Below are 24,934 nucleotides of genomic sequence, written 5' to 3' on the forward strand. Positions count from 1 at the left end.
CACTAGCATGTAAAAAAATATATTTTTGCTAGGCTTCTTTTCTATGCAAAAATATAAAACATAGCTAGGTTTCTTTCTTGTACTTTCGTATTCGTACTATATTTCTAGAAATCACGTCTCCCAAACCCCAAGGATGATATCCTTGGGGTTTTTTGATTTTTCTTAGGAGAGGTGAAAGAAATGACGGACCAAGAATATATGAAAATTGCTTTACAGCTGGCGCAAAGTACAGCGGGGCAAACGAGCCCAAATCCAATGGTCGGTGCTGTTGTTGTGAAAAATGGGAAAATCGTCGGAATGGGGGCTCATCTTCGCGCAGGTGAAGAACATGCAGAAGTTCATGCACTGCGCATGGCCGGTGCTCATGCAAAAGGGGCAACTGTATATGTCACACTTGAACCATGCAGCCACTTTGGAAAAACTCCGCCATGCTGTAACTTGCTTATTCAAAAGAAAGTCAAACGCGTTGTAATCGCTACGCTTGATTCTAATCCTCTTGTTGCTGGCAATGGCAAAAAGAAATTAGAAGAAGCTGGTATTTATGTGACAACTGGTATTTTAGAGGAAGAGGCGCATTCCTTAAATCGATACTTTTTTCACTATATGAAAACAAAGCGTCCTTTTGTCACATTAAAAACAGCAATGAGCTTAGATGGAAAAATTGCAACTACTACCGGGGAAAGCAAATGGATTACAGGAGACGCAGCCCGCGATGATGTTCATCACTATCGACACACACACGACGCGATTCTTGTCGGAGTCAATACAATCATTGCTGATAATCCATCGTTAACTACCCGCCTTCCAAATGGGGGTAAAAATCCAATTCGGATTATTTTAGATACACATTTACGAACACCGCTCCTCTCTCATGTGGTAACAGATCGAGTAGCTCCAACATGGATTATCGTTGGAAAGAACGTTCAAAAAGACCAAATATTGCAATATGAGTCTGAACATGTATCTGTATTCCAAATGAACAGAGGTCGCATTGAAATTCAAGATCTTCTCTCTTTGCTTGGTGAAAAGCAAATTCTTTCACTCTTTGTAGAGGGAGGACAGTCTATTCATGCAAGTTTTTTAGAGGCAAATGGTTTCAATGAAATTGTAACCTATATAAGCCCAAAATTAATTGGTGGAAAAGATGCTCCTACTTGGTTTGGCGGTACTGGTTTTATACAGCTACAAGACGCACTTTCTCTGCAATTTCAAGAGATAACACAGATTGGTAATGATATAAAAGTTATTGCTAGAAAGCGAAATGAGGTGCCTTCATGTTCACAGGAATCGTAGAAGAATTAGGAACCGTTTCCACTATGAAACAAAGCGGGGACGCAATGAAACTAACAATTCAAGCACGTTTCATTTTATCGGATATCAAAATAGGAGATAGCATTGCCGTTAACGGTATCTGCTTAACTGCTACATCATTTACCGAATCTCATTTCACGGTTGATGTGATGCCTGAAACAATGAAATCAACATCACTTCGCATGCTAAAGCAACATTCTCAAGTGAATTTAGAACGTGCTATGGCAGCTAACGGACGTTTCGGTGGACATTTTGTTACAGGTCATATTGATGGAACTGGCACCATTGTAAGTAAAAAGCAACATTATAATGCCATATATTACAAAATCAAAATGCCCAACCATTTACTTCGTTATTGTTTACAAAAAGGTTCCATTGCAATTGACGGTACGAGTTTAACAATCTTTGATGTGGATGACAATTCCATTACAATTTCGCTTATTCCCCATACAGTAAGCGAATCTATTATTGGCACAAAAGAAGCTGGGGATATCGTCAATATTGAGTGTGACATGATTGGAAAATATATCGAACAGTTTATGTCACAACCAACAAAGCGGAACAATTCAGTTACAGAAAGCTTTTTACACGAAAACGGATTTCTATAAGGGGGAAGCACGATGTTTCATCGTATTGAAGAAGCACTAGAAGATTTAAAACAAGGAAAAGTCATTATTGTATGTGATGACAAAAACCGTGAAAACGAAGGTGATTTTCTCGCCTTAGCCGAGTATATTACACCCGAAACAATCAATTTTATGATTACACATGGCCGCGGTCTTGTATGCGTACCACTTCCAGAACACTATGCGAAACGTCTGCAACTAGAACCTATGGTATCTCAAAATACTGATTCTCATCATACTGCATTTACAGTTAGTATTGACCATATTTCTACAACAACAGGAATTAGTGCCCATGAACGTGCTACAACTGTGCGTGAATTATTAAATCCATCTTCTAAGGGTAGCGATTTTAATCGCCCTGGGCATATCTTTCCGCTAATTGCAAAAGATGGAGGCGTACTTCGTCGCGCTGGTCATACGGAAGCAGCAGTGGATCTTGCAAAACTATGCGGTACAGAACCAGTAGGAGTTATTTGTGAAATTATAAAGGAAGATGGCACGATGGCTCGCGTCCCTGATTTAATACAAGTTGCTAAGCAATTTGATATCAAGATGATTACAATCGAAGATTTAATTGCATATCGTCGCCATCACGAAACATTTGTGACAAAAGAAGTTGAAATTACATTACCAACTGAATTTGGTACATTCCATGCAATTGGTTACACGAATTCTCTAGATCAAAAAGAACATATCGCTCTTATAAAAGGTGATGTTTCAACAGATGAGCCTGTTCTTGTCCGCGTTCATTCTGAATGCTTAACTGGGGACGTTTTCGGCTCTTGCCGCTGTGATTGTGGACCACAACTCCATGCTGCCCTTACGCAAATTGAGCGTGAAGGTAGAGGCGTGCTTCTTTATATGAGACAAGAAGGGCGCGGCATTGGACTTCTCAATAAATTGCGCGCTTATAAATTACAAGAAGAAGGGCTAGATACAGTAGAAGCAAATGAAAAGTTAGGATTTCCAGCAGACCTTCGCGATTATGGTATTGGTGCACAAATATTAAAAGACTTAGGATTACAAAAGCTGCGCTTATTAACAAATAATCCAAGAAAAATTGCTGGCTTACAAGGGTACGAACTAGAAATTGTTGAGCGCGTACCATTGCAAATGCCAACAAAACAAGAAAATAAAACATATTTACAGACAAAAGTAACAAAATTAGGTCATTTATTAAACTTATAATCTATTTAAAGGAGAGATCATGATGGTATTCGAAGGTCATTTAGTAGGTACAGGATTAAAAATTGGAGTAGTAGTAGGACGTTTTAATGAATTTATTACAAGCAAACTTTTAGGGGGCGCATTAGACGGCTTAAAACGACATGGTGTAGAAGAAACTCATATTGATGTCGCATGGGTTCCAGGTGCATTTGAAATTCCACTCATCGCTAAAAAGATGGCAAATAGCGGTAAGTATGATGCAGTGATTACACTCGGCACTGTTATTCGCGGGGCTACATCACACTATGACTACGTTTGTAATGAAGTTGCTAAAGGAGTTGCATCTTTGTCACTACAAACAGAAATTCCCGTTATTTTTGGTGTATTAACTACTGAAACAATTGAACAAGCAATTGAACGCGCAGGGACAAAAGCTGGAAATAAAGGCTATGAATCTGCAGTTTCCGCAATTGAAATGGCTCATTTATCAAAACAATGGGCATAAAAAAGAGGCGTTTGCCTCTTTTTTATGTTTCTCAAAATGAAGTCGAATTCCTTATTTTCTTACTTTCTTTCGTATATCTCGAATTAACTCTTCCATTGTTTTCCCTTCTGTCTTAATTCGTAAATTTTGTGCTGTTTTCCAAACATTTTCTCTCTTTTTTTCTTCCTCTACAATATGTAATTCTTTTCTTACCACTTTTAAATCTTTTCCCTCAGTTTTAATCCCATAATGTTCTGCCTTTGTTCGAAAATGTTGTTCAATTCTTTGTTGCATTTCCTTCTGTTCAGGGGTTTGCACTGCTTTTACAGGATCTGAACTAATCGCTTTTACTAAAATAAGTGTCGTCATAATAGCCAATATATACTTGTGCATGTAAAATCCTCCAACCCAATGTAAATTCCATTTTTACTATGCACCATTTTAGATTGGAAAATTCGGCCAAACTTTTGTATTTCCAGGAGCAAAAGGCTTCCAGACAACCTTATTTCCATTTTATTACATTTTAATTACAAAAACCAAGCTTGCTCTAAAAGCTTGGTTTTTCTTACTTATAACGCACATTCCTCAATTTCAAATCCTAGGTCCTGAATCATCTCCCAGTCTGCTGTTGGCTCTTGACCTACTGTTGTTAAATAATCTCCAACGAAAATCGAATTGGCTGCAAATAATCCTAACGGCTGTACAGATCTTAGATTTAGTTCACGGCCTCCAGAAATTCGAATTTCTTTGGAAGGATTTACAAAACGCATCATCGCTAATATTTTTAAACATTCCACTGGCGTTAATTCTTTTCGCCCTTCAAACGGAGTGCCTTTTACAGAGACGAGAAAATTACATGGAATAGAGTCTGCATCTAGCCGTTGTAACTCAAAAGCAATTTCCACGCGCTCCTCTTTCGTTTCTCCCATTCCAAAGATTGCACCAGAACAAGGAGAAATGCCCGCTTGCTTCGCTTTTTCTACCGTATCTACTCGGTCATCATACGTATGTGTGGAGCAAATATTATCATAATGATTCGCATGTGTATTCAAGTTATGATTATAACGGTGAACCCCGGCCTCGGCTAATCGTTTTGCTTGATCCTCATTTAAAAAGCCTAAGCAACAACATATCTTTAAATCCGTTGTTTCTTTAATTTCTTTCACCGCACCAATGACATGATTTACCTCTTTGTCTGTTGGACGGCGACCAGATGCAACAATACAATATGTCCCAGCTTTTCGGCGAACTGCTTCGTGTGCTCCTTCAACAATTTTTTCTTGTGTCAACCAAGCATACTTATCAATCGGTGCTTCAGAAACAATTGATTGAGAACAGTAACCACAATCTTCTGGACATAATCCCGATTTCGTATTAATAATCATATTTAATTTCACTTTTTTACCAAAATAATGATGACGAATCATATATGCAGCATTCATAATATCTAATACTTCTGTATCATCTGCTTCTAAAATCGCTAACGCATCCTCTTTCGTTATCCTTTTTCCTTCTATCCCTTCAAACGCAATTTTCTTCCAATCTACTTTTGTTTGTATTTGTTTCATTTCTCCTCTTCCCCTCTTTTTCTATGTGCGCAAATAAAGCATGGTACGTTGCTATAATCTTCCCTTCTTTCGTAAAGTCTCTCTCATATATGCGAAGCATCGCTCGAAAGAGAGAAGGACTTTGACAATACGTATCTTCATTACTATTTGTTGCACCAACTTTGCGAATCGACTTAAAAAAGTCTCTAACATGAGTAAATTTCTCTATGTAACATGTTTCAGATACATGAACATTCCCTTTTTTTATGGAACATATATTTTGCAACTGCGCTTTTGTAAAAAGGCGCTGTCCAATTGATACATGACTTTTTATATTTTTTTCTTCTTTCGCTCGTTCAAAAGCACGATGGAGTTCTTGGAACGTTCGATTTCCAAATGTTGAAAATAACAAGATGCCTTCTCCAGCTAAATGCTTATATAACTTTACAAGGGACACCTGCAAATCATTTAACCATTGAAATGTTGCATTGGAGATGATGACATCATAGAAGTCGTCTAATATAAGCTTTTCAATATCTTCACATCGAAAGGTAACTTCATCAACATGGCGTCTTTGTTTCGCAACAGCAATCATACTCTCCGCGAAGTCAATAGCTGTAATCTGTGCATTCGGAAATAAATGCACAAGCTTCTCCGTGATATATCCCGTTCCGCAGCCAAGTTCTAAAATTCGAATCGCCGCTGCTTTGCTATATCGTTTTTCCAACTGCGAAAGTAAATGACGAGCCATTTTCTTTTGTACATTGGCATATTGATCATAGGATACAGCCGCTCTATTAAATCGTTTTTGCAACAATGTTTTATTGATCATTTTGTATCCCCTCTATGAATTTATTAATTTCATTTGCGCAATATTCAAAATTCGTTATGCAAATGGCATGCCCCGCTTGATGAATCACTTTAAGTGTTGCATTTGTCTTTTCTTTTATGTAATGAGCAGCAGGCAAAGGACAAATGGAATCTTGTTCTCCATGTAAAAGTAACATTGGCACATTTACATCTTTTAAGCGTTCCCTCATGTCCGCTCTCATTAAATAATCGAGCCCTGTTTGTAAAGACTCTGTCGAATCACCTTGAAATTCTTTTATCATATTTTCAAATGATTCTTTTACAGCACTCTCTTCTTCGGCAAACATACTTATATAAAAACGGCTCAATGTCTCATTCTTTCGTTTTTTTATATTCCTTTTCATTCTCTCAACAAAAGAAGGTTTCCAGCCATGTTTATACCTTTCATCTACTGTAAACTTTGCTGTACTACTTATTAAAATCATTCCCTTTGTTTTCACATTGTTACATACTTCAAGGGCAACTAACGCGCCAAGCGACCACCCGATTAAAATGACATCGTATCCTTCAGCAGCTTTTTCTACCCGCTTTGCAAATTCATTGATTTCTTTTACATCATGCCACTCAATATACTCGGCAAAACTTTCCTGCAAAAGTGAAAGGATTGGGCTCCATACTTGTTTTTCCATTCCCCATCCAGGGATAAAGATTAGCTTAAGTTGTTTCATTCCACAAACCCCTCTTCTTTTCCAATGTTCACAATTTGCCGAATCGCCCACTCTAAATCAGACTTTGTATGCTCAGATGTCACTGTAAATCGAATGCGCGAGCTATTATGCGGAACAGTTGGTGGCCGAATTGCAATCGCTACAATTCCAGCTTCTTGCACTTTTCTACTAAAGCGTATCGCCGCTTCATTCGACGTTACAATAACCGGAACAATATGTGTTGAACTATTGCCAATGTTATATCCAGCTTCTTTTAACACATTACGAAAATACGCACCGTTTTCTAAAAGTCTTTTTCGTCTTGCCTCGTCTTCTTTCACAATAGCAATTGCACACTGTATAGTGGCAAGTACCCCTGGTGGCAATGCCGTTGTAAAAATAAAACTTCTCATCTTGTTTCTCATATAATCAATGCAAACTTCATTTCCTGCTAAATAAGCCCCATAACAACCTAACGCTTTACTAAATGTACCCATATGAATATCAATTTTTTTAGAAAGCTCTGGCTCCACATGCGCAATTCCAGCACCGCGTTCCCCGTATATGCCACTGGCATGTGCTTCATCAATCATAAGAAGTGCTCCATATTTCTCTTTCAATGCAATCAATTCTTTTAAATGAGCAACATCTCCCTCCATACTAAACACCGTATCTGTTACAATTAACTTTCTCTTTTCAGAAGGTGTTGTTTGTAGTAGCTGCTCCAAGTGATGTAAATCATTATGACGATATCGTTTCTGCTTTGCACCGCTCAGTTTCACTCCGTCAACAATACTAGCATGATTTAATTTATCACTGAAAATGACATCATGGCGTCCCATTAGAGAAGAAATGGCTCCAACATTCGCTGTATATCCACTGTTCACAATCATCGCTTTCTCTGTATGCTTCCAATCGCAAATACTCTTTTCTACCTCTTCATAAAGGGAATAGTTTCCTATCACAAGCCGTGATGCCGTCGCTCCTACTCCATATGTCCTTATCGCTTCAATAGCCGCTTCTTTTAACCGACTATCCCCCGCTAAACCGAGATAATTATTCGATGCCAAATTCAGCATACGCGCTCCGTTCTGAATCAGCCACGGTTCTTCAGCTTGATTCGTTACCACTACTTCACGGTATTGTGACTTTTCTTTTAGACGATTTAAACTAGCGTGAAAGTGTAAATTCCATGCTTGTTCCATTTTTCATATACTCCTCTAAATATGAAATCTGAATACTCTCTTCTGCTGCTTTTATTAGTTCATCGCGCGTATATTCTTCCCGAATCTTTGGAAATAAACCGAAAACTGGCACATCACTTAACTCTTCAATCATTTTTTTATTTTCTTGTACACGTTCTTTCTCATCTTCTTTACAGCCCGATAAAATAACACCTGCAACTTGCAAACCTTTTGCTTTCGCATATGAGATTGTTAAAACAGTATGATTGACAGTACCTAATGTGGGACGCGCAACAATGATAAGCGGTAATTTTAATTGCTTAGCAAAATCAACAACGAGTGCATCTTCTGTATAAGGAACAGCAAGTCCCCCTGCCCCTTCTACTAATAAACTATCAAACTCTGCCATTAGCTCATTATAATAAGAAGTAATATCCGCCAATGTTACCGTTCTTCCTGCACGCTGCATTGCCAATCTTGGAGCAAGCGGTTCTTCAACCGAATACGGACAAATTTTATCCACTGCTGTTTCTACTCCTGATGCCATCTTTAATCTAGCTGCATCACCTTCTGGGTGAGAAGCGCTATGACCACTTTGCAACGGTTTATATACTCCTATATGATGTCCAAGCTTTCTAAGTCCCCCCGCTATTGCACCTGTAACAACTGTTTTTCCTACTTCGGTATCCGTTGCTGTAATAAAAAAGCCACTCATGATTTCCCCTCCGTAATATCTGCAATTGCTTGATATAAAATGCGTAACATTTCATCTAGTTCATCTATTTGAGATGCTAACGGAGGCATGAATACAATTGTGTTACCAAGAGGGCGCAATATCATCCCAAGCTCTCTTGATCGTTTACATACTTCTACTCCTACCCGCTCTGTCCATTCAAACGGCTCTTTTGTTTCCCTATTTGCAACAAGTTCTATCCCAATCATCAAGCCACGTTGGCGAATATCACCAACATGTTTATACTCATAAAGCGCTGCCAATTTATTTGCTACATAATCTGCCTTTTTTACAACGTTTTGTACTACATTTGTTTTTTCATAAAGTTCTAGATTTGCAATCGCTACTGCACAACCTAGTGGATTTCCTGTATAACTATGGCCATGAAAAAAGGTTTTCTGTTCTGCGTAGTCACCTAAAAAAGCATTGTAAACCTCATCTGTTGTTACGGTAATCGCTACCGGTAAATATCCACCAGTTAATCCTTTTCCAGCTGTTAATATATCCGGCGTCACTCCCTCATGCTCGCAGGCGAACATTTTTCCTGTACGGCCAAATCCTGTTGCTACTTCATCTGTAATAAATAAAATATGATACTTTGTACATAAATCACGAAGCCCTTTCAAATACCCTTTTGGCATTGTAATCATACCGCCAGCCCCTTGTATTAAAGGCTCTACAATCAGTGCTGCAATTTCTTCATGTTTCTGTTTCAATAATTCCTCCATTTCTTCCAAATGCTTTTGAACGATTTCCTCCTCGTTATTACCATAAGGAGAACGATATGTAGACGGATAAGGCATTTTGATTGCATGAAATAAAAGAGAGCGATACACTTGGTGAAACAAGTCGATTGCTCCTACAGAAACAGCACCAATCGTATCACCATGATATGCTTCTTTTAATGTAATAAACTTTTGTTTTTTAGGTTTCCCTTTATGTTGCCAATATTGAAACGCCATTTTAATTGCAATCTCAACAGCTGTCGAACCTGAATCTGAATAAAATACCTTTTTTAACCCTTTTGGAACAACTTCAATAACCTTTTCTGCAAGTAAAATAGACGGTACATTTGCAAGCCCTAACATAGTAGAATGAGCGATCTTATTTAATTGCTCACGAATTGCTTCATCCAATTCTGGAACGTGATGTCCATGTACATTAAGCCAAATGGAAGAAACTCCATCCCAGTAAGCGTTACCATGCACATCATACAATTTACGCCCTTCACCTCTTTCAATAATAACTGGATCTTCTGCTATATAATCCTTCATTTGTGTAAATGGGTGCCATACATACGCTTTATTCTTTTCCGCTAATTCTTCATATGTATACGGTATTTTTTCTCGTGTACGACTACTTACTGTCATAATTGTCACCCCTAATGTTAACTTATTTACAAATAAAGTTAACATTAAAGAGAAATCTCTGTCAATTCCTTTTCAATGATTCGTTCTTAAAAAAGAACGACTTATCCTATGATAAGTCGTTTCATCTTCCATGCTGGATCTTACCGATTTCCAGAATAATTTCCTCATCTTTCTTTCCTTCCGTATCAATTCCAAGCTGTTTTGCATGCTCGATTAATAACTCATGTCTCTTTTCATATCTTGCTTTACTTAATTCTTCTTGAATTTCCTGCTCACTCTTCCCTTCAACTGATACCCCTAATTTCTCAGCAATTTTTCCTCTATTTTCCTTCTGATTTCCTTTCGTTTCTATGCTCTTTTGTTTCGTTTGATCTGGCGTCGCAGCAAAAGCTGTGTAAATTCCTGCACTTCCAACTAAAATAAATAAGGCTGTAAAAAGAAATAGTTTTTTCTTCATTTCTCTCCTCCTCTCGAAATTCATTATAACGAACAAATTCATCATAATAAAACTTTCTCCTTTATTTTCTATAAAAAATAATCCCTATTTTTATTGACATACAAGATCTATATGTGTTAAAAATTTAACTAACATCATATGAATTCGGCGTTGATAGGACTTAGTAGTATTTCGTTTCTTGATTACAGAGAGCTAGTGGTCGGTGCAAACTAGTACAGAGCGAATTATGAATTACCCCCTGGAGCTTCTTTTACGAAACATTTGGAGTAGTAAAAGACGGTAAATAGACCGTTACTTCTACAGAGTGGTGAAATAAATCATTTCACAATTTAGGGTGGTACCGCGAGTTTTTCGTCCCTGCATATTTTGCAGGGGCGTTTTTTATTTTTGATGGTGCGTTTTTCTCCCTTATTTTGTGTTATCTTTTTTTCACAAGCTAGGGTGGTACCGCGAGTTTTTTTCGTCCCTGCATATTTTGCAGGGGCGTTTTTTTATGCTATCAAACACTCACTCGGTATTTGTCAAAAAATTCTAATATTTTAGAAGGAAATATATAATATTGGCGAATTTTAATTAAAAAAGAATGTTTTTCATTTATTAGGAGGGGCAAACAATGGTTTCAAAAATTGAATCAGTTCTTTTAACAGTTCTAATCTTTTTTTGTATCGGTTTTAGCGTTATTAGACTAGAGACATCACCACATATTCCTATTTTATTTGGCATTATTGTGTTATTAGCGTTCGGATTTATGAAAAAGATTTCGTGGTCTACTATGGAAAAAGGTATGATAAGTAGTATTTCAGCGGGCATTCCATCTATTTTTATTTTCTTACTCGTTGGTGTTTTAATTAGCGTTTGGATTGCAGCTGGAACAATTCCAACATTAATGGTATACGGATTTGGACTCGTATCACCTAAGGTCTTCATCCCAACGGTATTTGTCGTTTGTGCAATTGTTGGAACAAGTATTGGTAGTGCTTTTACAACAGCCGCAACAGTCGGACTTGCATTTATGGGAATGGGTACTGCTCTTGGCTATGACGCAGCACTGATCGCAGGAGCAATTATTTCTGGAGCTTTCTTCGGTGATAAAATGTCACCTTTATCAGACACAACAAATTTAGCTCCAGCTGTAACTGGGGTAGACTTATTCGAGCATATTCGCAACATGCTTTGGACGACAATTCCTGCTTTTATCATTGCCTTTATCGCCTTCTTTATTTTAGGAAAAGGCTCTGCAGGAGATGTTGATTTTTCTAACTTTATAAATGTTCTAGAGAAAAATACAACCATTTCAATTGTGACACTTATTCCTATTTTGTTGCTCTTCATATTTGCTTTTAAAAGGGTACCGGCCGTTCCAACATTACTTGCTGGTATTGTCGCAGGTATTATCATTCTCTTTCTTTTCAAACCAAGTACCTCACTTGCTGATTTAATGAAAATTATGCAAGAAGGTTATGTTTCTAAGACGGGAATAAAAGACATTGACAGCTTATTATCCCGCGGTGGTTTACAAAGTATGATGATGTCCATTGCCCTTATTTTTCTAGCTCTTTCTATGGGCGGCTTACTACAAGGTATGGGCATTATTACACAATTAATGAACATGATTTCTCATTTCGTCAAAACGAGTACACGTTTAATTATTTCTACTGCTTCAACAGCAATCGGCGTCAATTTCTTACTCGGTGAACAATATTTATCCATCGTTTTAACAGGCCAAGCATTTGCTAATAAATATGATGAAGTAGGCTTAAAGCGTCGCAATTTATCAAGGGTGTTAGAAGATGCTGGTACAGTTATTAATCCGCTTGTACCTTGGGGCGTAAGTGGTGTATTCTTGGCAAATGTGCTCAGCGTTCCCACAATAGATTACGTTCCATACTCCATCTTCTGCCTAGCATGTCCAATTATCACGATTATCGTTGGCTTTACAGGATTGGGTCTTTCTTGGAAGAAAGAAAAATCTGTGACAATTTCTTAAGTAAAAAGAGGATTACCACGTCGGTAACCCTCTTTTACTTATCTATTTGCTTTCTTTCTTCTAAATAACATGAACATACCTGCTCCAATAAAAGCAAGTCCTGCCCCAATTGTTGAAAAAACATTTGCTCCCGTTTTTGGAAGATCTCGTTCTATTTTATTTGTTTCTTTATCTTCGCTTACATTTGTAGTTGTTACATCTTCATTTTTATTGATAGCGTCTGCTGTCGCCTGATCTCCATTATTTCCTTCATCTGCTACTGGTGGTACCGGCTTCTCTTCTTTATTTCCTTCATCCGCTACTGGTGGTACCGGCTTCTCTTCTTCCTTCTTGTTCGTTAAGTCAATTGCATATTTTGCAAATTCATTTTCCGATGGACCAACATAAGAAATGTTTCCATCTTTCGTAATATACTTTTGTGCATTTGGCGAAGAATCAAATGTAATATTTAACTTTTCAGCATTGATTGGCTTAAATGACCAGTTTTGATCTGCCGCTGGATTAATAACTGGCGTCTCTTGCATATATTTCACAATAATTTGACGCGTTTCATCTTGTGATTGATACACCACTTCCCCTTTATTTACACCAGGGAATGTTTGACTGCTACCACGATAGTTATTTGTAGCAACAATAAATTCTTGTTCATCTGTTACCGGTTTTCCGTCATATGTCATATTGATAATGCGATTTGCAGTTGGATGTACCACTTTTCCGTCTTTATCGTACTTCGCTGGTTGTGTAACATCAATTTCATATTTCAGGCCATCTAAAATATCAAAATTATATGTAGGATAGCTTACATTAACAAGTGATTGTTCTTCAGATTTAGCTGGGTCAATTTGATTAAACTGCCCTGCCGACATTTCAAGCCATTCTTTTACTTGTGCACCATTTACTTTCACAGCATATAACGTATTCGGATATACATATAAATCGGCTACGTTTTTAATAGCTAGAGTACCCGCTGGAATATCTGTATAATATGTCGCACCATTTCTTCCCCCTGCCTTAAATGGTGCACCTGCCGATAATATAGGAATGCCTTTATACTTGCTATATTGTCCATTTTCAGCAAACAACTTTTCTACATACCATTTCTGCGCCTGTGTCACAAGTTGGACCGATGGATCGTCTTGCACAAGTGAAAAATAACTATTAATTGGCGCTGTTGTTTTCCCAACAGGTGTATTAACATATTGAATCGTCGCTTCGTGTTCCTCCTTAATCTCGTCAACTAACCTTTGGTCAGATTTAACTAATGCGTTTCCTTTACTATCTGCAATAGCGCGAACTGTTGGAACAGATTTATCCTTTTGAACTTGCCACTTACCATCTACTTTTTTCAGCTGCATATCAATAACGCCTAAGTTGCTACCGAACACACCTGGCATTACAACAGGTACACCGTTAAATGTATCTGTGACTACTGTATGTGAGTGTCCCATCAACACTGCATCAACACCAGGAACTTCTGTTAAATAAAATGAAGCGTTTTCCATCCCTGTATTGTAACCGCTTTTATCCACACCAGAGTGCGCTAGCGCAACGATAATATCTGCACCTTCTGCTTTCATTTTTGGAACCATTTTCTTAGCTGTTTGGACGATATCTTTCGCTTTTACTTTTCCTTCTAAATTCGCCTTATCCCAGTTCATAATTTGTGGTGGTACAAATCCCATTACCCCAATCTTCACCTTATGCTTTTGACCGGATTCATCTTCTACTTCTTTTTCAAAAATATGATATGGCTTAAAGTAATTTTCATCATTTTCTTCATTATCATCATGGTCATCTTTATACACATTTGAATTCACAACTGGAAATTCAGTCTTACTAATTGCTTTCTTTAAATAATCTAAGCCATAGTTAAACTCATGATTTCCTAAAGAAATGACGTCATACTTCATTAAATTCATTACACGATATAATGGATGTATATAATTCCCATCCAACCCTTTTTGCGCTACATAGTCCCCAAGCGGTGTTCCTTGTATCGCATCTCCGTCATCAAATAAAACAGAGTTTTTTACTTCTTCACGCGCTTGATTGACAAGTGTTGCCGTTTGAACAAGCCCTACTTTATTATCTGTTTTCGTTTGATAATAATCATAATTCATTAAGTTCACATGAATATCAGATGTTTCTAAAATTCGTAAATGAACTGTGCTCTCCTCTGTCTGTCCTTCCGCATGAGCAGTGGTTGGTACTACTTGCGGGGCTATAACACCTAATGCAAGCGTTGCTCCAGCTAACACCTTCTTTGATTTTTTCACAAAAAATCCCCCTTATAAAATTGTCCCAAATACAATAAGCTTGTAATACCTTTCTCTCTTTTTTCTTCTTAATAGAGCGATATGTCGTCACTTATCTGACATTATCATATCGAACATACTTTCATATCGTCAATAATTTTTGACATACTTCTACAAATTTTCTGGAAAGTTATTGTAAACTTTTCAGAAAAATATAATATATCCTTCCATTGCTTATACTGTTCAATATGATACAATTACCAATTACAAGGAGGATAAATTTATGAAAAAAGTCATCTTCATTATTGTTTGTCTCCTCCTTCTAATCATTTCTTATTCATACTTTGAAAAGAACGATGAGACAATTCAAAAGGAAAATGGAGGAAAAACAACAGAAACATCTCCCCCTCATTGGATTGATAAACAAACAAATGATTCATTTTATCATCTTGTACTAGGCGACTCGCTTGCCAAAGGATATGGTTCTACTCAAGGAGGATTTGCAGAATTGGCTTCCAAACAAATTGAAGAACAAATCCATAAGCCGATCCATGTAGAAAACCTTGGTGTAAACGGTCTTACAACAGATCGTCTCATCAAAAAGATGCAGTCAGAAAATGTACAGCAAAAAATGAAAGAAGCACATATAATTACGATTAATATTGGAGGAAATAATTTATTTCGTCTCAAGCGCGATGTAGGTGTTATAGATGGTATAAAAATGTTAAACAGAGAAAAAGCACGGTTTGAAGCGGATGTAAAAACAATTGTGAAGACAGTTCGATCGCTGAATCCAAATGCTTTACTCATTCTCTCTGAACTCTACAACCCTTTGCAACTTGACGATTCTATCGCCTCGTATGCAGATATGTTTTTAGATGGTTGGAATGATTCTGTTTACTCCATTTCAAAATCGAATCCACCGTCCATTGTTGTACCGATTCGAAAGTTAATATCAAATGATAAAAAAGAATTGCTCTATGATCAAGTACATCCAAATGACAAAGGCTATGAAGTTATCGCAAATATATTTACAAAGCAAGTATTGTCCTATAAATATTAAGGTAGCTCCAAACAATCCTATTTTTATACGATACCTTTTTTGTTACAATAATCATGGAAGGAGGCCTTTATATGGAATCACGCGAGTGGGAACGTATTGTTGATCATCTTCTTTCGTTAGTGCCTCTTTTTTATCGCAAATTTATGCTTCCTGGAGAATTTCCTTCTCAAAGGCACATGCCAGCATCTCATACACAGGTGTTATTGCTATTACATGAACACGGTACATTAACAGTATCAGAAATTGGAAAGCGTTTAGCGATTTCAAGGCCCAATATGACACCTCTATTAAATAAATTAATTCAAGAGGAATTGATAGAGCGTCATTATAGCGAAAAAGATCGACGGGTCATATTAATTTCTCTTACATCTGAAGGGAAATTAATGGTAAGTCAATATCAGCAATTTATTTTAAACAAACTAAAAGAAAATTTTCAAACATTATCTAAAGAAGAGCGCGACCAACTCATTCACTCTCTTCAAACGATTCAAAATTTAATTTTGAAAACAAATGTATAAAGCTGCTTCAGAAAGAAGCAGCTTTATGATTCATAATAGTTACCATAATATACATTTGAATATGGCCAAGTTGTTAAATACGGCCTTAGTTCCTGAGAAGGCTGTTCATACTGATACGGTAGCTGCCTTATAAAAGCGGGATAATAATATACATATGAATCGATTGGATTCCCATAGTAATCGTACATCTAATCCCCTCCTTTTCTTACACATATTCACATTGGAAAATGAATGTGACACTCTTTCGAACAAAACGAGCTTACATGTTTTGTTCCTTATTTGTTCGATTATTTCCCCTTTAACATACTTTATATTTTTTTAAAATGACACAAAAACCCTCCCATGCTAGGAAGGTTCTTTCATGTTCTCGAATATACTTACTAGTAAAGCCTTCTGAGCATGCAAACGATTCTCCGCTTGCGTAAAAACAATCGAGTGCATACCATCGATGATTTCACTCGTCACTTCTTCCCCGCGGTGTGCAGGTAAACAATGTAAAAAACGATATGTCTTCTTTGCATATTGGACAAGTTCACAATTGATTTGAAATGGCTGAAATATTACCTTTTTTTCTTGAGCGCCTTCTTGCCCCATACTCATCCAAACATCAGTATAAACAAAATCAGCTTCTGCTACTGCTAGCTGTGGGGCATGGAAAAATTCAAGTTTTGCTCCAGTCTCTTCAGCAATTTCTAATGCTTTTTGTATCATTCTCCCGTTTGGCTCATAACCTCTTGGTGTTGCGACTGCCATATCCATTCCTACTTTTGCACTCGCTACTAATAAAGAATGGCATACGTTATTTCCATCACCTATATAAGCTAGTTTTATGCCTTTAAATGTACGAACTTCTTCATAAATTGTCATTAAGTCGGCCAGTGCTTGACATGGATGGTGGTCATCTGTTAATCCATTAATAACAGGAATGTTAGCCTTTTTTGCAAGTTCTTCAACATCTGCATGTGAAAAGGTACGAATCATAATCCCATCAATATATTTTGATAAAACTTTTGCCGTATCAGCAATACTTTCCCCTCGTCCAAGTTGCATGTCTTTCCCACTTAAAAACATTCCATGTCCACCGAGTTGCATCATTCCTGCTTCAAAGGAGACACGTGTACGTGTAGACTGTTTATCAAAAATGAGCCCTAATATTTTTCCCTTTAAAAAAGGTTCATGTTTATTCTTTTTTAAATATATGGCAAACTTAATTACAGAAATGATTTCTTCTTGCGTTAATTCTTCCAAAGTTAATACATGTTTCGTTTGTAATTTCGGCACTTGTACAATTGACATCGTATTTCCCCCTTATATAGATGGTAATATTTTTGTACAGATTACTTTTTTGATCATGTATATGGCTTGTTCTAACTCTTCCTTTGTAACAATGAGTGGTGGTAATAGCCGTAACACATTGGAACCAGCTTGCAGTGCAAGAAGTCCTTCTTTTTCTAATTGCTCAATATAAGATGAGACATTCTTTTTACAAGAAGTCCCAACCATAAGTCCTCGCCCGCGAATAGCACAAATGTCTTCAACGTGTAACAACTCTTGTTTCAACCTTTGCAAGAAATACGCGCCTTTTTCTTTGACCTCTTGTAAAAATGATGGTTGTTTTGCAAGTTGTAATACTGCTTTGGTAGCAGCCATTGCAATATAATTCCCGCCAAATGTTGAACCATGTGTTCCTGCTGTAAAAGCCACCGCTAACTCTTCTCTTCCTATCATGGCCCCAACTGGAATTCCATTTCCTAATGCTTTTGCCACTGTTACAATATCAGGAGATAGACCTGTCTGTTCATAAGCGAACAATGTACCTGTTCTCCCTATTCCCGTCTGTACCTCATCAATAATACAAAGCGCTCCATATTCTTTACATAACTTTTCAATTTCTTGCAAGAAGTCGCAATGAGCCAGTAAAACACCACCTTCTCCTTGAACAATTTCAACCAAAATTGCGGCTACATCTTGATTCATCGCTTCTCTAAGAGCAGCTATATCATTGAAAGGAAGATGTAAAAATGATGGAAGAAGTGGTCCAAATCCTTCTTTTACCTTTTCTTGTCCTGTTGCACTCATCGTTCCAAATGTTCGACCATGAAAAGACTGCTGAAATGTTAAAACAAGAGATTTCCCTGTATATTTACGCGCAATTTTCAATGCTGCTTCATTCGCCTCAGCACCGCTATTACAGAAAAATACATATTTTAATTCTCTATCTTCCGTTAACAATCTTGCTACATCTTCTTGAATAGAATGCGAGAAAAGATTAGATATGTGCCACATTTCGTGTAGTTGTTTCGTTACATTTTCGATAAGATTTGGGTGACAATGTCCTAAATTGCAGACGGCAATTCCAGACGTAAAATCTAAGTATTCTTTTCCGCTTCTGTCCATTACTTTCGTACCAATTCCTTTTACTATTTCTATTTCACGCCTTATATATGTCGGAAAAATCAAACTATTCATACTGCAACCTCCCCCTTGTTACTGTTGTTCCAATCCATTCACCGGTTAATCCAATAAAATTTTTTGTACCATTGACAATGCTTACACTTTGAATCCCCATTCTTAACGCAACAAGTGCAGCCTGTACTTTTGGAATCATTCCACCTGTAATAATCTCTTTCTCTATCATGTCAAGAATTTCTATCTCATCTGTTTTCTTAACTAATTTCCCTTCGTACAGTAATCCATCAACATCTGTTATAAAAATAAGTTCTTTTACTCTAAGTGCCGCTGCAATTCCAGCAGCTGCTATATCTGCATTTATGTTGTACACTTGCTCCTCCCCTATCCCTATCGGAGCAATAATTGGAATATAATTCAAATTAAGCACTCCTTCTAGCAAGGAACTCTCAACTTTACTCACTTCTCCCACATAACCAATCTTCTTATTCAGTGGCTTCGCCTGAAGCAACTTTCCATCGTAACCAGAAATTCCAATTGCAGGTAATCCATACCTTTGAAAATTCTGTACTAAATTTTTATTTGTACTGCCGCATAAAACCATTTGAACCACTTCCATAACTTCTTGTGAAGTTACTCGTAAACCGTGTTTCTTTTCAATTGGAATTTGAAGTTTTTTTAATATTTTATCAATATCAGGTCCTCCGCCATGAACAATAACAATGCGATACTTTCTTTTCAATTTCTCTATACAATGAAAAAAGGTGCTATCCAAACGTTCTAACATACTTCCACCGCATTTTATTACAATGCACTCGTTCATCTTTTTTCTCCCCTTATGTACGATAACAAGCATTTATTTTGACGTAATCGTAACTTAAATCACACCCCCATGCAGTACCTTTTTCTTCTCCTAAATGCAGATGCACATCAATGATAATTTCATCCTTTTGTAATTGGTGTTCCATTTCTTCTTCTGAAAATTCTTGCGGCTCACTCTCTCGTAGTACAGCGATAGATTGTACTGCAATATCGACAGTAGTAGGTTCAATCTTTATCCCGCATTGACCAATTGCACTAATGATACGTCCCCAATTTGGATCTTCACCATACATTGCTGTCTTGACAAGACTGGATCTTACAATTTGTTTGGCAATCTGCCTTCCTTCTTCTTCCGTTCGCGCCCCGCAAACATTTACTTCTACTAATTTAGTAGCTCCCTCTCCGTCTTTGGCAATTTGCTTTGCTAAATCCTCACAAACGTTCTGCAATGCAATGACAAATTTATTCCACTCTGGATGATTTTTGTGAATCGATGTCGTTTCTACGAGTCCACTTGCCATAACAATGACCATGTCATTAGTCGAAGTATCTCCATCAACAGTAATTTGATTAAAAGTTCGATTTGTTACTTCTGATAACGCTGCTTGTAATGATTCACGTTCTATTTTTGCATCTGTTGTAATAAAACTAAGCATGGTTGCCATATTAGGATGTATCATTCCTGATCCTTTTGCTGCTCCTGAAATTGTTACTTTTTTTCCTTCAATCATGAATTGATAACTAGATCGTTTTTCTATAAGATCTGTTGTTAAGATTGCTTCATAAAAAGACTCTGCAATTTCTTTCTCTTTCATCGGTACAAGTGCTGAAATACCCGTTCGAATGACTTCCATCGGTAAATGTATTCCAATTACTCCCGTTGAAGCTACAGCTACATCACTTTCCTTTATAGAAAATTGTTTCGCTGTCAGCGCGCGCATTTCATACGCATCTTCTAGCCCTTTCATACCCGTACAAGCATTTGCATTTCCGCTATTTACAATAATTACTTGTAATGTTCCATCCACCCCGATACTTTCTTTCGTCACTTGTACTGGGGCAGCTTGAATCTGATTTGTTGTATAAACAGCAGCGCAAATTGCTGGTACATCACATACAATTACTCCAAGGTCTTTTTTCTCTTTTTTCAACCCCGCTTTGATTCCAATTGCTGAGAAGCCTTGCGGTGAGACGATGGAACCATTTTGAACTTTTATAAGACAGTCTGTTTGAATCAACTCTCTCCCTCCTTATGGATAAATTGGTATATATTGTAATCCTGTTTTCTCATCTAGCCTCGCTACTAAATTTGCATTTTGAACAGCTTGCCCTGCCGCCCCCTTCATCATATTGTCAATCACAGCAACTACCGTAATTCTTTTCGTTCTTTCATCATAACCAATGCCGATGTCACAATAATTTGATCCTCTTACTTCTTTTATACTTGGGAATTCTCCATACGGGCGAATACGGACAAAATAAGCATTTTTATAAATATTTGTATACAAATTATGAAGTTCTTCTATTTGTACATATTTCCTTATTTTTGCATAAAGAGTAACCATAATCCCTCGTGATACTGGTATTAAGTGTGTACTAAATGTAATTGGCTTCGCTTGTTCATTCCAGCCAATTAACATTTGTTCAATTTCTGGAATATGCTGATGCTCATTCACCTTATAAATATGGAGATTATCGTATAGTTCCGGAAAATGAGCTGCATGAGTCGGTGTTTTTCCAGCACCTGATACCCCCGATTTAGCATCAATAATTATCGAATTTTCCTCAATGATTTTATTTCGCATCAGCGGTGCTATAGCTAATAAAGTTGCTGTAGCAAAACAACCAGGATTTGCAACTAACTTCGCTTGTTGAATCTCGTCTCTTTTCCACTCACTTAATCCATACACTGCTTGTTGAAGAAACTCCTCACTTGCAGCAGGCTTTTTATACCACATTTCATATATAGAAGGATTCACCATTCGAAAATCACCAGACAAATCGATTACTTTTAAGCCTGCTTTTAACAAAAGAGGGGTTAGCTTGACAGAAACGCCTGCTGGTGTTGCTAAAAAAACAAGATCTGCTTCTTTCTTAATCGATTCCACATCGATTTCTTGCAATGTATACACGAGAAAACGACGTAAATGTGGATATGAACTCGTTATATGCTCTCCTACTTGTGAAAAGGAGTGTATAGATACAATAGAAAAATACGGATGTTGTTGTAATAACCGTATTAACTCGATTCCTCCGTACCCTGTTGCTCCAATAATTGCAACTTTCATATTTTCCTCCTTATATAGATTATTGAAATTAAGTATGATTATAATATTGTATATTTATAGAGTCAATTAAATATTTATTATTTTTAAAAATTAAAAAACCTTAATTTTACTAATAAAACGATATCTAATGTGAATTTTTATACAAAATATTATATGCTAGTATTTTTCATATACTTCAAGTACAATGAAAGCAATATATGGATACATGTGAGTGAGGATAAACATGAATAAAAAATTAATCGAGAAGATGATGATAAAAAGTTTTGGGCAATATCAATGTAATCCTATTTCAAAAGAAGATGAGGAAATGTTAATTCAAAGCATCCAAACGATGATTGGTTCAGATCCTGATATTGATGTATACGAAGCAGTTGAAGATATTGTTTATGACTATATTACCGGAAAATAAAAATAGGAGATTTCATATAGAAATCTCCTATTTTTTACTTAATGATTTACCTGCAATTCGTTCAAATAAACCTGGGGATAATGCAAAAAGCTTTGGACCAATTCCCATCCATTTTGGCAAATTTACTTCTCTTTTTTTCGTATGCATTGCCTTTACAATCTGCCCAGCTACATATGTTGGTTTTAACATGTAACGCCCCATATTTTTTACATATGTACCTGATTGATCAGCGGTGTCAAAAAAGTTCGTATCAATTGGTCCTGGGTTAATTGCTGTTACAGAAATATTCGTATTGGAAAGTTCCATGCGCAAACTATTTGTAAATCCTAATACCGCATGCTTTGTAGCAGCATAAGCACTGGATTTTGGTGTTGCAATTTTCCCTGCTAATGAAGCAATATTAATGATTTGCCCTTCATTTCGCTCTACCATATGAGGTAAAACCGCCTTAGTACAAGCGACTAATCCGAATACGTTCACTTGAAACATACCTTTCACTTCGTGCATAGAAGCATCCTCAAAAGTTTTAAAAATACCAAACCCAGCATTGTTTACGAGTATGTCAATCTGTCCAATATCTTGCAATACTCGTGCAAATACAGTTTCGACCGCATTCTCATCACTCACATCCAATAGATAATAGTAACACGGCGTATGATACGTCGTTTTTATCTTGTTCATTAATTTCTTTAATTTCTCTTCTGTTCGAGCCATCAAAACGGGAATTGCTCCTTGCTCTGCCACCTGCATTGCAATTTGCTCTCCAATCCCGCTGGAAGCACCTGTAATGACGATTACTTGTTCTTGTAAACGTCCTGTCATTGCTGTCACCTACTTTGCATAATAAATCAATTGTGGCAAGGATTCATCAATCATTACTTGTTGATTATATGCTAAAAAGTCTAATTGTCCAACCGTTTCTGAAAGCGTAAGTGGCAATTGCTCTTTATATAATACAGGAAATAGCTTCACACATATTTCAAAAGCTGTCATCGGTTTCTCTTTTAATAATTCTAATACTTTCAAAGCTCGTGTTTCTTGTTTTTGTAATCGACTCTCGATTAGCTCCTTCACATTTACAATATCTTCTCCATGTCCAGATAAGATACGTGAAAGATTCATTTCGCTTAATCGTCTTAACGTTTGATTATATTGTAATAAAGGCCTTGCTCTTTCTGATTCTCCCTCATATGGTGGTTCTAATATTGGATTAGAAGAAATATGACGAATTAAAGCATCTCCACCAATTAGTAATCCATCACGTTCCCTGTACAAAGAAATATGTGTAGAAGCATGCCCAGGTGTTTCAATCACTTGAAATTCAGGCAAAGCATCAATACAGTCGCCTTCTCTTACCGTATGAGTTAATGATCTTTTACAAGAATATTGAAGTGTTTTCTTCGTTAGTAATCCTTCATGATTTAAAAATGCCTCTGGTACACCGAATTGTCGCGCAGCCTCTTTAAAAAATTGTTGATAACGCTTTAAAAATTGAGGATTTTGTGTAATCCAAGGTTCATTCCAAGGATGCCCAACAATATTGGCATGAGCTGAAAAAATGTTTAAAAGCCCACAATGATCAGCATGATGATGTGTAATGACCACTGTTTCAATATCATCTATTTTGTATCCTAGAACGCCTAGCTGGTATTCTAAAGATTTCCTAGCGTTCTCTGTATTGGTCCCCGTATCAATTAATGTTAATGTCTCCCCCTCAACTAAAAACACATTTACAGTTTCAACTGCAAATGGAACAGGAATCTCCATTCGGTGAATCTTTACCATGTTTATGCCCCCTGTCTCTCCGCTTCAAAATGAACCTCTCTTCAGTTTACAACTTTCATGAAATTTTGTCATTATTTTCAGATAAAAAGAAGGGATTTTCTAGCTTAGAGCGAATCTATGTACATTCATTAAAAATAAAGGGGGCACATCATGTCCATTCAAAATATTTCCTTTTTAGGAGCTGGTTCTATCGCTGAAGCAATTATTTCTGGTCTATTAGATGCAAATATAGTAAGCGCAAAACAAATTACTGTCAGTAACCGCTCAAATGAAGCAAGATTACAAGAGTTACATACAAAATATGGTATAAAGGGAACACATGATAAACAAGCATTACTCACAAACGCAAACATTCTCTTTCTTGCAATGAAGCCAAAAGATATAGTAGAAGCGATTGTACCGCTTAAAAAGTATATAACAAATACGCATCTCGTAATCTCATTACTAGCAGGTGTTTCCACTCACTCGATTGCTAAGCTTCTTCAAAAAAATGTCCCAATCATCCGTGCCATGCCAAATACATCAGCTGCTATTTTAAAATCTGCAACAGCAATCTCTCCATCTATACATGCAACAAAGCATCACATCGATATCGCCAAGTCTTTATTCGAAACAATTGGTATTGTTTCAGTAGTGAAAGAAGAAGATATGCATGCTGTTACTGCATTATCTGGAAGTGGTCCTGCGTATATATATTATGTAGTGGAAGCAATGGAAGAAGCTGCAAAACAAATCGGTTTAGAAGAATCTACAGCAAAATCGCTTATTTTACAAACAATGATTGGAGCTGCTGAGATGCTTAAAAATAATACGAAACATCCTTCTATTTTGCGAAAAGAAATTACTTCTCCTGGCGGAACAACAGAAGCTGGTATTGAAGTGCTTCAAAGTTTCGATTTCCAGAAGGCTCTCATCTCTTGTATTACAGAAGCCACAAGACGATCGCAAGACCTTGGTAAAACACTGGATCAACTACCAAAAAAATAAGAAAAAGCGGAGCTT

Annotated in this window: 26 protein-coding genes and 1 other annotated feature; of the genes, 9 read left to right on the forward strand and 17 right to left on the reverse strand. The window is 36.9% G+C overall.

The features are described 5' to 3' along the window. Window positions 1–180 precede the first annotated feature (180 nt). Genes ribD through ribH form a run of 4 tightly spaced genes read left to right on the forward strand, consistent with a single transcriptional unit; the run spans window position 181 to window position 3,609 of the window. On the forward strand, window positions 181–1,293 hold the full coding sequence (gene ribD / locus MR059_RS08610; RefSeq protein ID WP_087095309.1) for a bifunctional diaminohydroxyphosphoribosylaminopyrimidine deaminase/5-amino-6-(5-phosphoribosylamino)uracil reductase RibD: 1,113 nt from the start codon (window positions 181–183) through the stop codon (window positions 1,291–1,293). Further along, on the forward strand, window positions 1,275–1,919 hold the full coding sequence (ribE, locus tag MR059_RS08615; RefSeq protein ID WP_012095268.1) for a riboflavin synthase: 645 nt from the start codon (window positions 1,275–1,277) through the stop codon (window positions 1,917–1,919). Before ribD ends, ribE begins: the two co-directional genes overlap by 19 nt. 12 nt (window positions 1,920–1,931) lie before the next feature. Next, on the forward strand, window positions 1,932–3,125 hold the full coding sequence (locus MR059_RS08620) for a bifunctional 3,4-dihydroxy-2-butanone-4-phosphate synthase/GTP cyclohydrolase II (RefSeq protein WP_012095269.1): 1,194 nt from the start codon (window positions 1,932–1,934) through the stop codon (window positions 3,123–3,125). A 22-nt stretch (window positions 3,126–3,147) separates the two neighbouring features. Next, complete coding sequence (gene ribH, locus MR059_RS08625; RefSeq protein WP_041809990.1) at window positions 3,148–3,609, forward strand: 6,7-dimethyl-8-ribityllumazine synthase; 462 nt, start codon at window positions 3,148–3,150, stop codon at window positions 3,607–3,609. Between the two features lie 51 nt (window positions 3,610–3,660). Here ribH and MR059_RS08630 read toward each other — a convergent pair whose 3' ends face one another. The 8 genes from MR059_RS08630 to MR059_RS08665 all read right to left on the reverse strand — a co-directional run bounded on the left by MR059_RS08630 (window position 3,661) and on the right by MR059_RS08665 (window position 10,420). Continuing rightward, a complete protein-coding gene (locus MR059_RS08630) occupies window positions 3,661–3,981 on the reverse strand; it encodes a hypothetical protein (protein ID WP_242161715.1) in 321 nt (106 codons plus the stop codon). A gap of 176 nt (window positions 3,982–4,157) precedes the next feature. Then, a complete protein-coding gene (gene bioB / locus MR059_RS08635) occupies window positions 4,158–5,156 on the reverse strand; it encodes a biotin synthase BioB (RefSeq protein WP_242161716.1) in 999 nt (332 codons plus the stop codon). After that, on the reverse strand, window positions 5,110–5,967 hold the full coding sequence (gene bioC / locus MR059_RS08640) for a malonyl-ACP O-methyltransferase BioC (protein ID WP_242161717.1): 858 nt from the start codon (window positions 5,965–5,967) through the stop codon (window positions 5,110–5,112). Before bioC ends, bioB begins: the two co-directional genes overlap by 47 nt. Beyond that, window positions 5,957–6,673 carry an alpha/beta fold hydrolase gene (locus MR059_RS08645; protein WP_087099072.1) on the reverse strand — a complete coding sequence of 239 codons (717 nt, stop codon included), beginning with the start codon at window positions 6,671–6,673 and terminating at the stop codon, window positions 5,957–5,959. Before MR059_RS08645 ends, bioC begins: the two co-directional genes overlap by 11 nt. Beyond that, a complete protein-coding gene (bioF, locus tag MR059_RS08650; protein WP_242161718.1) occupies window positions 6,670–7,857 on the reverse strand; it encodes an 8-amino-7-oxononanoate synthase in 1,188 nt (395 codons plus the stop codon). The genes MR059_RS08645 and bioF overlap by 4 nt, the downstream gene beginning before the upstream one ends. Further along, entirely contained in the window at window positions 7,823–8,551 is a 729-nt protein-coding gene (gene bioD, locus MR059_RS08655; RefSeq protein WP_242161719.1) for a dethiobiotin synthase, read from the reverse strand. Before bioD ends, bioF begins: the two co-directional genes overlap by 35 nt. Further along, complete coding sequence (gene bioA / locus MR059_RS08660) at window positions 8,548–9,984, reverse strand: adenosylmethionine--8-amino-7-oxononanoate transaminase (RefSeq protein ID WP_012095277.1); 1,437 nt, start codon at window positions 9,982–9,984, stop codon at window positions 8,548–8,550. The genes bioD and bioA overlap by 4 nt, the downstream gene beginning before the upstream one ends. A 76-nt stretch (window positions 9,985–10,060) precedes the next feature. Next, the gene (locus tag MR059_RS08665) at window positions 10,061–10,420 is read right to left on the reverse strand and encodes a hypothetical protein (protein WP_081428439.1); all 360 of its coding nucleotides are present in this window, start codon (window positions 10,418–10,420) and stop codon (window positions 10,061–10,063) included. A gap of 117 nt (window positions 10,421–10,537) precedes the next feature. Then, window positions 10,538–10,758: a binding site (T-box leader), on the forward strand. 251 nt (window positions 10,759–11,009) lie between these two features. Here MR059_RS08665 and nhaC point away from each other — a divergent pair. Next, window positions 11,010–12,383, forward strand: a complete 1,374-nt coding sequence (nhaC, locus tag MR059_RS08670) for a Na+/H+ antiporter NhaC (RefSeq protein ID WP_012095279.1) — start codon at window positions 11,010–11,012, stop codon at window positions 12,381–12,383. A gap of 38 nt (window positions 12,384–12,421) precedes the next feature. Here the strand turns inward: nhaC and cpdB are convergent, their stop codons facing one another. Further along, window positions 12,422–14,659, reverse strand: a complete 2,238-nt coding sequence (gene cpdB, locus MR059_RS08675) for a bifunctional 2',3'-cyclic-nucleotide 2'-phosphodiesterase/3'-nucleotidase (RefSeq protein WP_012095280.1) — start codon at window positions 14,657–14,659, stop codon at window positions 12,422–12,424. A 262-nt stretch (window positions 14,660–14,921) separates the two neighbouring features. On the opposite strand from cpdB, the gene MR059_RS08680 reads away from it, so the two are divergent. Together MR059_RS08680 and MR059_RS08685 are read left to right on the forward strand one after the other, a co-directional pair. Next, window positions 14,922–15,701, forward strand: coding sequence for a GDSL-type esterase/lipase family protein (locus tag MR059_RS08680; protein WP_012095281.1), 780 nt, complete (start codon window positions 14,922–14,924; stop codon window positions 15,699–15,701). A gap of 71 nt (window positions 15,702–15,772) precedes the next feature. Further along, window positions 15,773–16,219, forward strand: coding sequence for a MarR family winged helix-turn-helix transcriptional regulator (locus tag MR059_RS08685; protein WP_012095282.1), 447 nt, complete (start codon window positions 15,773–15,775; stop codon window positions 16,217–16,219). Window positions 16,220–16,242: 23 nt separating this feature from the next. On the opposite strand, the gene MR059_RS08690 is transcribed toward MR059_RS08685, so the two are convergent. The 6 genes from MR059_RS08690 to argC form a co-directional block, all read right to left on the reverse strand. Beyond that, window positions 16,243–16,407, reverse strand: a complete 165-nt coding sequence (locus MR059_RS08690; protein WP_012095283.1) for a hypothetical protein — start codon at window positions 16,405–16,407, stop codon at window positions 16,243–16,245. Between the two features lie 157 nt (window positions 16,408–16,564). Beyond that, window positions 16,565–17,515, reverse strand: coding sequence for an ornithine carbamoyltransferase (gene argF / locus MR059_RS08695; protein ID WP_012095284.1), 951 nt, complete (start codon window positions 17,513–17,515; stop codon window positions 16,565–16,567). A gap of 12 nt (window positions 17,516–17,527) precedes the next feature. After that, a complete protein-coding gene (locus MR059_RS08700) occupies window positions 17,528–18,688 on the reverse strand; it encodes an acetylornithine transaminase (protein WP_012095285.1) in 1,161 nt (386 codons plus the stop codon). Further along, on the reverse strand, window positions 18,681–19,451 hold the full coding sequence (gene argB, locus MR059_RS08705) for an acetylglutamate kinase (protein ID WP_242161720.1): 771 nt from the start codon (window positions 19,449–19,451) through the stop codon (window positions 18,681–18,683). The genes MR059_RS08700 and argB overlap by 8 nt, the downstream gene beginning before the upstream one ends. Window positions 19,452–19,464: 13 nt before the next feature. Beyond that, window positions 19,465–20,688 carry a bifunctional glutamate N-acetyltransferase/amino-acid acetyltransferase ArgJ gene (argJ, locus tag MR059_RS08710; protein ID WP_012095288.1) on the reverse strand — a complete coding sequence of 408 codons (1,224 nt, stop codon included), beginning with the start codon at window positions 20,686–20,688 and terminating at the stop codon, window positions 19,465–19,467. A 12-nt stretch (window positions 20,689–20,700) separates the two neighbouring features. Further along, window positions 20,701–21,738 (reverse strand): N-acetyl-gamma-glutamyl-phosphate reductase, encoded by a 1,038-nt coding sequence (argC, locus tag MR059_RS08715; protein ID WP_012095289.1) that lies wholly within the window; start codon window positions 21,736–21,738, stop codon window positions 20,701–20,703. Between the two features lie 223 nt (window positions 21,739–21,961). On the opposite strand from argC, the gene MR059_RS08720 reads away from it, so the two are divergent. Beyond that, window positions 21,962–22,147 carry a YqzH family protein gene (locus MR059_RS08720; RefSeq protein ID WP_012095290.1) on the forward strand — a complete coding sequence of 62 codons (186 nt, stop codon included), beginning with the start codon at window positions 21,962–21,964 and terminating at the stop codon, window positions 22,145–22,147. 27 nt (window positions 22,148–22,174) lie between these two features. Here MR059_RS08720 and MR059_RS08725 read toward each other — a convergent pair whose 3' ends face one another. Continuing rightward, window positions 22,175–22,969 carry an SDR family oxidoreductase gene (locus MR059_RS08725; RefSeq protein ID WP_012095291.1) on the reverse strand — a complete coding sequence of 265 codons (795 nt, stop codon included), beginning with the start codon at window positions 22,967–22,969 and terminating at the stop codon, window positions 22,175–22,177. A gap of 9 nt (window positions 22,970–22,978) precedes the next feature. Then, complete coding sequence (locus tag MR059_RS08730; RefSeq protein ID WP_012095292.1) at window positions 22,979–23,932, reverse strand: MBL fold metallo-hydrolase; 954 nt, start codon at window positions 23,930–23,932, stop codon at window positions 22,979–22,981. 150 nt (window positions 23,933–24,082) lie between these two features. On the opposite strand from MR059_RS08730, the gene proI reads away from it, so the two are divergent. Then, window positions 24,083–24,919 (forward strand): pyrroline-5-carboxylate reductase ProI, encoded by an 837-nt coding sequence (gene proI / locus MR059_RS08735; protein ID WP_012095293.1) that lies wholly within the window; start codon window positions 24,083–24,085, stop codon window positions 24,917–24,919. Window positions 24,920–24,934 lie beyond the last annotated feature (15 nt).

Source organism: Bacillus cereus group sp. BfR-BA-01522, assembly GCF_022662635.1.
In the GTDB taxonomy this organism is placed as follows: Bacteria; Bacillota; Bacilli; order Bacillales; family Bacillaceae_G; genus Bacillus_A; species Bacillus_A cytotoxicus.

Bases quoted from the DNA above. Each gene is read 5' to 3' on its own strand.
- ribD (WP_087095309.1), top strand. From the start codon at position 181: ATGACGGACCAAGAATATATGAAAATTGCTTTACAGCTGGCGCAAAGT.
- ribE (WP_012095268.1), top strand. From the start codon at position 1,275: ATGTTCACAGGAATCGTAGAAGAATTAGGAACCGTTTCCACTATGAAA.
- MR059_RS08620 (WP_012095269.1), top strand. From the start codon at position 1,932: ATGTTTCATCGTATTGAAGAAGCACTAGAAGATTTAAAACAAGGAAAA.
- ribH (WP_041809990.1), top strand. From the start codon at position 3,148: ATGGTATTCGAAGGTCATTTAGTAGGTACAGGATTAAAAATTGGAGTA.
- MR059_RS08630 (WP_242161715.1), bottom strand. From the start codon at position 3,981: ATGCACAAGTATATATTGGCTATTATGACGACACTTATTTTAGTAAAA.
- bioB (WP_242161716.1), bottom strand. From the start codon at position 5,156: ATGAAACAAATACAAACAAAAGTAGATTGGAAGAAAATTGCGTTTGAA.
- bioC (WP_242161717.1), bottom strand. From the start codon at position 5,967: ATGATCAATAAAACATTGTTGCAAAAACGATTTAATAGAGCGGCTGTA.
- MR059_RS08645 (WP_087099072.1), bottom strand. From the start codon at position 6,673: ATGAAACAACTTAAGCTAATCTTTATCCCTGGATGGGGAATGGAAAAA.
- bioF (WP_242161718.1), bottom strand. From the start codon at position 7,857: ATGGAACAAGCATGGAATTTACACTTTCACGCTAGTTTAAATCGTCTA.
- bioD (WP_242161719.1), bottom strand. From the start codon at position 8,551: ATGAGTGGCTTTTTTATTACAGCAACGGATACCGAAGTAGGAAAAACA.
- bioA (WP_012095277.1), bottom strand. From the start codon at position 9,984: ATGTTAACTTTATTTGTAAATAAGTTAACATTAGGGGTGACAATTATG.
- MR059_RS08665 (WP_081428439.1), bottom strand. From the start codon at position 10,420: ATGAATTTCGAGAGGAGGAGAGAAATGAAGAAAAAACTATTTCTTTTT.
- nhaC (WP_012095279.1), top strand. From the start codon at position 11,010: ATGGTTTCAAAAATTGAATCAGTTCTTTTAACAGTTCTAATCTTTTTT.
- MR059_RS08680 (WP_012095281.1), top strand. From the start codon at position 14,922: ATGAAAAAAGTCATCTTCATTATTGTTTGTCTCCTCCTTCTAATCATT.
- MR059_RS08685 (WP_012095282.1), top strand. From the start codon at position 15,773: ATGGAATCACGCGAGTGGGAACGTATTGTTGATCATCTTCTTTCGTTA.
- MR059_RS08690 (WP_012095283.1), bottom strand. From the start codon at position 16,407: ATGTACGATTACTATGGGAATCCAATCGATTCATATGTATATTATTAT.
- argF (WP_012095284.1), bottom strand. From the start codon at position 17,515: ATGTCAATTGTACAAGTGCCGAAATTACAAACGAAACATGTATTAACT.
- MR059_RS08700 (WP_012095285.1), bottom strand. From the start codon at position 18,688: ATGAATAGTTTGATTTTTCCGACATATATAAGGCGTGAAATAGAAATA.
- argB (WP_242161720.1), bottom strand. From the start codon at position 19,451: ATGAACGAGTGCATTGTAATAAAATGCGGTGGAAGTATGTTAGAACGT.
- argC (WP_012095289.1), bottom strand. From the start codon at position 21,738: ATGAAAGTTGCAATTATTGGAGCAACAGGGTACGGAGGAATCGAGTTA.
- MR059_RS08720 (WP_012095290.1), top strand. From the start codon at position 21,962: ATGAATAAAAAATTAATCGAGAAGATGATGATAAAAAGTTTTGGGCAA.
- MR059_RS08725 (WP_012095291.1), bottom strand. From the start codon at position 22,969: ATGACAGGACGTTTACAAGAACAAGTAATCGTCATTACAGGTGCTTCC.
- MR059_RS08730 (WP_012095292.1), bottom strand. From the start codon at position 23,932: ATGGTAAAGATTCACCGAATGGAGATTCCTGTTCCATTTGCAGTTGAA.
- proI (WP_012095293.1), top strand. From the start codon at position 24,083: ATGTCCATTCAAAATATTTCCTTTTTAGGAGCTGGTTCTATCGCTGAA.